10 protein-coding genes are annotated in these 7,994 nt (G+C 58.5%); 1 reads left to right on the forward strand and 9 read right to left on the reverse strand.

The window, feature by feature from the left end:
- From AC1DWF_RS28225 to AC1DWF_RS28265, 9 genes are all read right to left on the reverse strand, one after another.
- The coding region (locus tag AC1DWF_RS28225; protein WP_476842324.1) for a hypothetical protein at nucleotides 1–474 on the reverse strand (474 nt) is incomplete at its 3' end.
- The gene (locus tag AC1DWF_RS28230; RefSeq protein WP_476787705.1) at nucleotides 471–1,745 is read right to left on the reverse strand and encodes a tyrosine-type recombinase/integrase; all 1,275 of its coding nucleotides are present in this window, start codon (nucleotides 1,743–1,745) and stop codon (nucleotides 471–473) included. The genes AC1DWF_RS28225 and AC1DWF_RS28230, both read right to left, overlap by 4 nt.
- 664 nt (nucleotides 1,746–2,409) lie before the next feature.
- Nucleotides 2,410–3,099 (reverse strand): MarC family protein, encoded by a 690-nt coding sequence (locus AC1DWF_RS28235; RefSeq protein ID WP_476787706.1) that lies wholly within the window; start codon nucleotides 3,097–3,099, stop codon nucleotides 2,410–2,412.
- 347 nt (nucleotides 3,100–3,446) lie between these two features.
- Nucleotides 3,447–4,298, reverse strand: coding sequence for an SDR family NAD(P)-dependent oxidoreductase (locus tag AC1DWF_RS28240; RefSeq protein ID WP_476787707.1), 852 nt, complete (start codon nucleotides 4,296–4,298; stop codon nucleotides 3,447–3,449).
- Nucleotides 4,295–5,080 (reverse strand): hypothetical protein, encoded by a 786-nt coding sequence (locus tag AC1DWF_RS28245; RefSeq protein ID WP_476787708.1) that lies wholly within the window; start codon nucleotides 5,078–5,080, stop codon nucleotides 4,295–4,297. The genes AC1DWF_RS28240 and AC1DWF_RS28245 overlap by 4 nt, the downstream gene beginning before the upstream one ends.
- Before the next feature lie 10 nt (nucleotides 5,081–5,090).
- Complete coding sequence (locus AC1DWF_RS28250) at nucleotides 5,091–5,678, reverse strand: protein-S-isoprenylcysteine O-methyltransferase (RefSeq protein WP_476787732.1); 588 nt, start codon at nucleotides 5,676–5,678, stop codon at nucleotides 5,091–5,093.
- 71 nt (nucleotides 5,679–5,749) lie between these two features.
- Nucleotides 5,750–6,406 (reverse strand): hypothetical protein, encoded by a 657-nt coding sequence (locus tag AC1DWF_RS28255; RefSeq protein ID WP_476787346.1) that lies wholly within the window; start codon nucleotides 6,404–6,406, stop codon nucleotides 5,750–5,752.
- Nucleotides 6,407–6,576: 170 nt separating this feature from the next.
- The gene (locus tag AC1DWF_RS28260; protein WP_476787709.1) at nucleotides 6,577–6,711 is read right to left on the reverse strand and encodes an ABC transporter; all 135 of its coding nucleotides are present in this window, start codon (nucleotides 6,709–6,711) and stop codon (nucleotides 6,577–6,579) included.
- A gap of 189 nt (nucleotides 6,712–6,900) precedes the next feature.
- A complete protein-coding gene (locus tag AC1DWF_RS28265) occupies nucleotides 6,901–7,488 on the reverse strand; it encodes a L,D-transpeptidase (protein WP_476787710.1) in 588 nt (195 codons plus the stop codon).
- A gap of 247 nt (nucleotides 7,489–7,735) precedes the next feature.
- Here AC1DWF_RS28265 and AC1DWF_RS28270 point away from each other — a divergent pair.
- Nucleotides 7,736–7,994 (forward strand): SDR family NAD(P)-dependent oxidoreductase (locus tag AC1DWF_RS28270; protein WP_476842325.1); only part of this gene is annotated, 259 nt, incomplete at its 3' end.

Here is a 7,994-nt window from a genome sequence, read left to right on the forward strand (position 1 = left end):
TCTCACCTCATCACGGACTATCGCGGCTGCACGACCCACGACGTCATAGTCGCGCTCATCGTTGTTGYGCAGGCGCTCAATTTCACGATGAATCAGAAAGGCGTACTTCAGCGCGCGCTCATCCGCTGGTGGCGCACCTCGCTTACGAAGCGGCTTGGCCATTGCATCTAAAATCTTGCCGAGATCATCCGGGGCAAGTGACTGTCCATTTTCTACGAGCCAGCTCAGTGTCTCGACCGTTATGATGCCAGCGCGGGCCATGGTCTCGGCAATTGTTGCGATGCGACGCTTCCGTTGGTCTGCCTTGACTCTTTTCATCCGTTCGGACCAACGCAAACAGATGTCGATATTTGCTCCACCAGTCGGCTCCGCGACGCGCCTTGCCGTGTAAGGTCCTTCCTTCATCGCTTCCGTGCCGTCGCCTCTTGCGTTCGAGCCAACCTCCACAATTCCAGGTAAGGATGCAGCACTCACAGCACGCCCTCCAAGTTGAGCTGACTATCGGCCGAGGCTCCCGGCCGCACACTGTCGTTCATCTTGCCAACCAAGGGAACAACAGCGCGAACGGCGAGATCATCCATCGCGCTGGTTATCGCCGAGGCATAGTGTCGTTCGATGACCACGCTTGACGTGTCGTGAAGGCTTGCAACCAACCGAATTGGCAGTCCAGCTTTGAGCATACGCACGATGCTGGAATGCCGGAGGCTGTACGGCACGGTGTCTGCCGGTAATCCTGCCCGCTTCAGAATCGCTTGCCACGGCCGCGCCAGCTCTGCTGCATGCAGCCATGGCCCGCGCGAACAACGCTCCCAACGCGGCAGCGCAAACTCTGTCGCCTTTGTTTGCTGGTGACGCCAACGCTCCAACAACGGTGCGTTCGACCGCCGGCCTGCAACTGCAGGCCGGAGCGCCTGGATGACATCCTGTCCAACTCGGACCGCAATATGACTCGCCTTCTTGACGCCACGCCCCTTTCGGCTGGTCGGCACCATCAAGCGGCTGTGGCCGATCTGTAGATCGGCGACACGCATTCGGATGATCTGGCTGAAGCGTGCGCCGGTGCTGGCAAGCGCGAGCACCAGCATCCACAGGTCACCATCCCAGCCCAGATCCGCATCGACCCCGCGCGCGGCATCAATAATCCGGCGGACGTCGTCGTCGGGCAATGCGGCGCCGTCACGGGCCTGTGGTGACGACGCTTCGGTGATGGCTAGACCGTGTTTTACGACGATCGAGAATTCCGGAGGCAGGACGGAACGATGTTTCCGCGCAGCCATGTTCAGCGCTGCCTTGAAATCATTGGCGACTCGACGAATTGTTGAAGGGGCTATGCTGGCAGACCGACGATCGAGCCAGTTGCACAAGTGATGTTCATTCAACTCGTGAAGAAGTTGGTCGCCAATCTCGTCGGCCAGCACATGAAGCCTGAGCCTGTTGCGCGCGTCTCTCCGGGCAAGACCTTCGGCATTCTCACGTGCGTCGCGCATGCCGACATAGGCTTCCACTGCCGTCCGAACCGTCGGCGGCGCACCATTTACAAAGGCACGATCTGTTGTGTGCCAAGATGCGATTCGCGCGACAGCAGCCTTCTTCGCCTGTTCAAAGTCCAAGACTGTGCTGCCGTTCGCCTCCAGGAAATCGTCGACGATACCGATCTGTTCCTCGCGGTAGCGCTTGTTGCCCAGCGACTCGATAACAACCCAAACACCACCCCTGCCCTTCTTCCTATAGCCAAGCGCCGCCATAGGCCCGAGCGACCTGCAGTATGGTTTTTTGCGCGGCGCCAGCTGCCGGCGAGCGTTCCGCGTTGTGATGGGCGTTTCGACCCTTGTTCGTGCCATCTGAGCTTTCGCTTTTGGTCCCGAAATCAGTCCCGAAATACACCCGTAGCTGGCGCGACACAAGTGTAGACGTGAAATCTAATATCCAAGCAATTTCAATTCATTAGATTGAAAGCCGGTGGACATCTATGGACACCCGGAGACCGAGTATAGCGCCCTTTCACGGCGGTAACAGGGGTTCGATTCCCCTTGGGCGTACCAGGTTTTTCAAGCATTTAGCTTGCTGAAGCATCCATCCAATAGAACCTTTCCTAGCTCTGAAGCCAGCCCCTGCGAGCCTGCCTTGCAGCAGGACAGCGACAAAAGCCATTTGCAAGCATTCCGGCCCAGCTGTGCCTGAAAAGATGCGCCGCGGCTTCAGATTCTTGGTTCTGGCCGTATCTCGAATCGCTTGTGGCTTGTTCGCGCGACAGATGCCGAATCATGGATCAAAGATGACGGCGCTGATCGGCTTTCGATTCTCTGAAGACATGACGAGCCGGCGAAGCGTCGCGCGATCGACACCGAACCGCCGGCGTGATCGCCGGCAAAATCCCGATCTCACAGGCTCGCCTCGCAACATCGCTCTTCATGGCACGGGTAGCAAAGGCGTAGGAGCCGCGGAGAGCACGGACCGCAACAGTTCGTTTCCGCCCGACCACAGGATTTGTAAGCCCAGACAAAACAGAATGAACGCAGACAGCCGCACGGCGATGTCGGTGCCGCCCGGGCCGAGAAGCCTTTGGATGCGGTCCGCATAAGCGAAGCAAAACAAAATGGACACCGCCAGCACCGCAATGGCGCCAAGACTCGCCAAGACGAACATGATCCTGTCTGCGGGACTGGTGATCGTCGCATCTGAAAGACCGATGCTGATAACGACCGCGATCGAGCCAGGCCCCGTGGTCAATGGCAACGTTAGTGGATAGAAGGCCTGATCGAGCAATTTGGTGCGGTCGACCCCTCCTGCCGACGCCTGCATCTCCTTTTGGCTTCCTTCGTTGAGTAGCTTCCATCCCGATACGGCAACGACGAACCCTCCTGCGACGCGAAGGATCGGGATGGAAATCCCGTAAAACTGCAGAATGAGCGCGCCAAGGAGGAACGAGCACACCAGAAGGATAAGCGAATTCAACGCGATACGCCGAGCAAGGACGGCGCGGAGTTCGGGAGTTGCGCCACCTGTCAATCCGAGGAAAACGAGGGCCGAGCCAGGCGGATTGACAACCGGAAAGATCGACGCGAGCACCACAACGAATGTGTGGATGGCCGCGTTCATTCAGGCAGATCCACGTCGATCGAGCACACCACGCGAAAGCCTGGGATGCCTCTGAACACATCGACAAGCTTAGCCGCGTTGGCCATTTTCGCGCCTTTCAAACCGTGAGCAATGCCCCGACTTCCTGGCTGTGGTAAAACAAACCATACATGGATTGGCGGCAGGTTGCCACCGCCGCAACCTGAGCAGCGGCGCAAGACCAATCTAATCCGCAGCGCCCATCCCTGGAAGAGACACCGTTGGCCAGATCCGCCCCGCGCAAATCGCAAAGCGGCGGATCGAAGAAAAAAGAAGCGGCTACTCCTTCGCGCGCCGGTGATGCGCCCTCGACTGCGGCGATTGTGGAATCAGCGCGCCCCGCAGCATTTCTTGAATTTCTTGCCTGATCCGCAAGGGCACGGATCGTTGCCGTTGCGCTGCAGGTAGCCGATCAGCGGCAAGAGCGCAGCCGAAGGCAAGAGTGCCGCCGTGAACGCCGCTAGCTTGGCCGAAAATCCAGGCACTACCAGGCGACGGCCGGATTTGAATCCCCGCCATGCACGCTCTGCAACATCCTTCGAATCAAGCTTGGGCAAAATTTTGAATAGTGCCGTCTGACTGGCGCCTGACCGCTCGAGAAACTCCGTCGATACTGGTCCAGGAGCGACGCACGTAACCGTCACGCCGGTCTTGCGTACTTCTTGATGAAGCGCCTCCGAAAAGGTGCGCACAAAACCTTTGCTGGCATAATACAAGGCCATGTAGGGCCCAGGCGTGAAACTGGCCACCGAACCGAGGTTGAGCACCCCGCCGCGTCCCCGCGCCACCATGTCAGGCAGAAACCTCAGCGTCATGTCGCTGAGGGCGCGTATGTTGAGATCGATAATTCCGAGCTGGTCATCCATGGGCAGCGCGATCGCCGCACCACGCAAGCCATAGCCGGCACTGTTCACCAGCACATCGCAGAAGAGACCTTTCGTGGCGAGGAAGTCCTCCAGACGAGCCGAAGCCTCAGGTGCCGACAGATCCAGCTCGAACGTGAATGCCTCGCCGCCCGCATCGCGCACATCCTTTGCGGCAGCAGCCAAGCCTTCAGCAGAACGCGCAACCAGCACGATCATAGAACGTTCTCGAGCCGCGACCTTGGCTATTGCCCGACCTATCCCACGGGACGCGCCGATGACCACGACGGCTGGTCTGAACTGTTCATCTAGGCTCATGCACCTGCACCTGAAGCCGCCTTAGCGGGCACAGCTCCAATTTGAGCGATATCTTGCACTTCATTGGCCACGGCGTTGTTCAGGATTTCTTCGAACCTCACCAGCGCGCGCGCGACATTGGCCCCATCCATGACCCTGTGATCATAATGGATGCGGACATCCACCGATCCATCTTCGCCGATCGGACCGTAGTTGAGCAGCGTAGTCAAAGGCGTCAGCGGATTGAGCGACTCGGCACCAAGACCGGAATAGACCGAAAGCTGAAAGGTGCCGAAAAAACGGGCCCGCTGCCGCCCAATGTTGAGCCCCAGCCACATAAGCAGCCATCTTATTGGCGCAGGCGCTCGCGCCATCTTGAGCGCGCGCCGGAAGTCCTTGATTTCCATGACGGGAAGTGATCGCGCGGCGTGGAAGGATGCTTCAAGTTCGGCGATCGAGCAGCTCTCTGGACACCTGATCATGCTCAGCAAGACGACCCGCTCACCATCGTGCTCGCGCTCATGGGCGACCGAGGCCACGCTGACCGGGAATTCATAGAGCTGCGGCCTGGGCAACTTGATGTAAGCACGCCGCAGATCCGGCATCTCGTGCGCCAGCAGCGCATATCCCTTGAGGAACAGCACAGTCCACGAAGACCGGCTCTGCTGCGCCATCCTGGCGGCTTGCAGCGGTCCGAGGTTCATCCTGCGCTGCACAGTGACACGCGGAATCCCGATCGAAAACCGCATCAGATCGCAGACAAGACGTCGCGCCGCCGAAAGCTTGAGGGCTCGGCCTCTCATCGTGCCTCCTCTAATACAGATAGGGGATAATGCGCTTTGTCCTCGCCATATAGGCCCGGTACTGCGGGCCGAAAATTTCCTCCATCATACGCTCTTCCTTGTCCACTCGAAGGAAAAAAAGGATTGCGAAGCCAACCAGCCCAGCCAACCCAACAATCCAGTTCGACAGCAAAAAGGCCTGGCCAAGGCCCATCAGCAGGAAGGAGGTGTACATGGGATGGCGAATGAAGGCGTATGGGCCACCCGAAACAAGCTCATGCTGCTGGCGAATCTCCAACGTGATCGACCAGTTCCGGCCGAGTTCCTTGTGAGATCGATGAAAAACCCACAGTGCTGCCGCAAACAGCACGATTCCAACAGCGACTGCCCATGCGCTTGCCGGATAGTCGGCCGCTTCGGGAATGCCTGTAGCGACATAAAACGCCGGAAAGATTGCGAGACCGAAGAGCGCGCACGCAAGCCCGGTGGCGTCGGAACGCGAACGGCGGTCGCTTACGACCCGGACCCGCTTGGCGCGACGCTCGAACGGGTAGCGGATAATGTACCACCCAACGATACCAAGAACCCACGCGGTCTGGCCTACTGACGCTATCGAAATGCTCAATCTACGTTCCTAAGGCCTTTGACAGGGCTCGCAAGCAACCCTGCAGCTAACCGACTTTTCCGAACTCAGCCAGCCGATGTGACAGAGGGAGTTTTAACTGCAATCCTTCGGCCAGAATTCATCTCGCGAAGCTTGGTTACGAACTGCTGCGGCCGATTTTGGATGGCGGGCGTCTTATAACCCATCGAACGTGCAATGTCGGCCACGAATGCGTTGCAGTTATAGACTGCCGCTTGCCAGACGGGCGAGCTTGCCTGCAGCTTGCGAATATTCGCAACGACTTGATCATACTCGGCTTCGCTCAGCATGACCCGCCAACTGGCCGACCGGTACTGTTCTTCCAGATCACCGTCGCTCCAGCCCGTCTCGGATTTGACAGGCACAAAATGTCCCAGGACATAAGGAAACTCGCTTGTCGAGGCCGGATGCAATCCCGCGACCTGCGGATTGATCATTTCCCCATCCTTGGTCGAGCGCCCAAAGACCACGTAAGTGTGGCCATAGCTCAGCGCGTAGCGCGAGCGAAACTCTATGAAATAGCCTTTGCTTTGAGACGCGTCCGCCGTATTGACCTCGCGCGCAGCTGCTGCAGGCGCCTCCACCGGCTGGCCGCCGCCATCGGAATTCGAAATGAAACGCGGTTGGGGACCGCTGTCCTGGCATGCCGCTGTCGCCAGCGCCATCAGGGCAACAACAAGCAAACGGCCGCTAGGTAGCGCCATTTCCACAACTCCGCTTTTGACTTGGAATGAGCCAAGACCACAAGGCAGGATACATCCATGACCAGTGTCCGGACAGTGACGGCTAGAGCCCAAAGGCACGCACTAGACCGCATGGAGGGAAATGGTGGGGGGGCCAATGAAGGCCCTCCCACAATTAACAAGGCCGATCTTTACTTGTAGATCGGAGCCGGCGCCGTCTCTACGACAGGCGGCGGGGCTTTCCCCTTACCTTTACCGATGGTTCCGCAGCCACTCAGGCTGACTACGGCAAACACGGCGACTACTGCGACTAGAAATTTGCTCATTAGCAATCCTTCCCCCTAAGGTGGAATCGATATCTAGACAAAGCCCCACAAATCAATTGTGGACCATCACAGGCTAGCGGTCAATTGCACTGCGGCCTAGTGCAACAAGGACACACTCGAAGAAGTTTACGCCACGGAACTTCGCTACCCGGCGCACCGCGATTGAATGATGCGTTTGGGGCGCCAACATCAGATCACCAGCACCGTCGTACCCACAGGGGTACGATCATAGAGATCTATGATGTCGTCATTTGTTAGTCGAACGCAGCCGCTCGATACTTCGGTTCCAATCGTCCAAGGTTCGTTTGTACCGTGCAGGCGGAACATCGTGTCTTGGCCTCCGCGATAGAGATAAAGCGCGCGCGCCCCAAGCGGATTGTCGGGGCCGCCGGGTACGCCACCTGCGTATTGGACGAGACGCGGCTTGCGCTCCATCATGTCGGCGGTAGGCGTCCAGGAGGGCCAGTCGGCCTTGCGGCCGATGGTTGCCTTACCCTTGACCGTGCGTCCGTCCTCGCCGACGCCGACGCCGTAGCGCGTCGCCCAGCCGTCGCCTTCAACGGCATAGAGAAAACGCTCCGAGGTATCGACGACGATGGTGCCTGCCGGTTCCGTGCCGTCATATTTCACGCGTTGGCGTTTGAAGCGGGCATCCACAGGAGGATGCCCATTGTAGGCTGCCATCATGGGCGCACCTGGTATCGATGTGCATCCGGAAGCCAGCAATGCCAGGCTACCCAAAACGAACCCGCGTCGGGTGATTTCGCTGTTGTTCATGTTGACCTGCTCAAAAAAAAGACCGATCCCCAAACATAAGCATCATCTTAGCTACCAGAAATTATCTGTCCAGACATGGCAGGCCGACTTGATTTCGACACGCATACTCCTTCCGAAGGATGCCCGAAACGGGCATGGTGCGCTCACATGGACCGACAGATCAGAGCGCTCAACTGATTTCCGGCGAGGACTTGCGAGCGCGGCCAGCAACTGCTCTGTGGTGACAAGACGGTAGAGGATGGCGACCATGAACCCTGGCTTCAAAGGGAAAATAGCGATCGTAACCGGCGGCGGTTCGGGCATCGGCGCCGCTGTCTCCCGGCAGCTTGGCAGCGAAGCAGCAGAGGTGGTTGTTGCCGATATAGACGCCGAATCTGCCCGCAAGACTGCCGACGAAATTCGCGCGCATGGAGGCAAGGCTCACGATTTTGTGTTCGATGTTGCCGACGCTGCGGCCGTAGAGGAGTTGATCCAGTTCACGATCAAGACGTGCGGCGGCGTGGATC

Source organism: Aminobacter sp. P4_D5 (genome assembly GCF_056401815.1).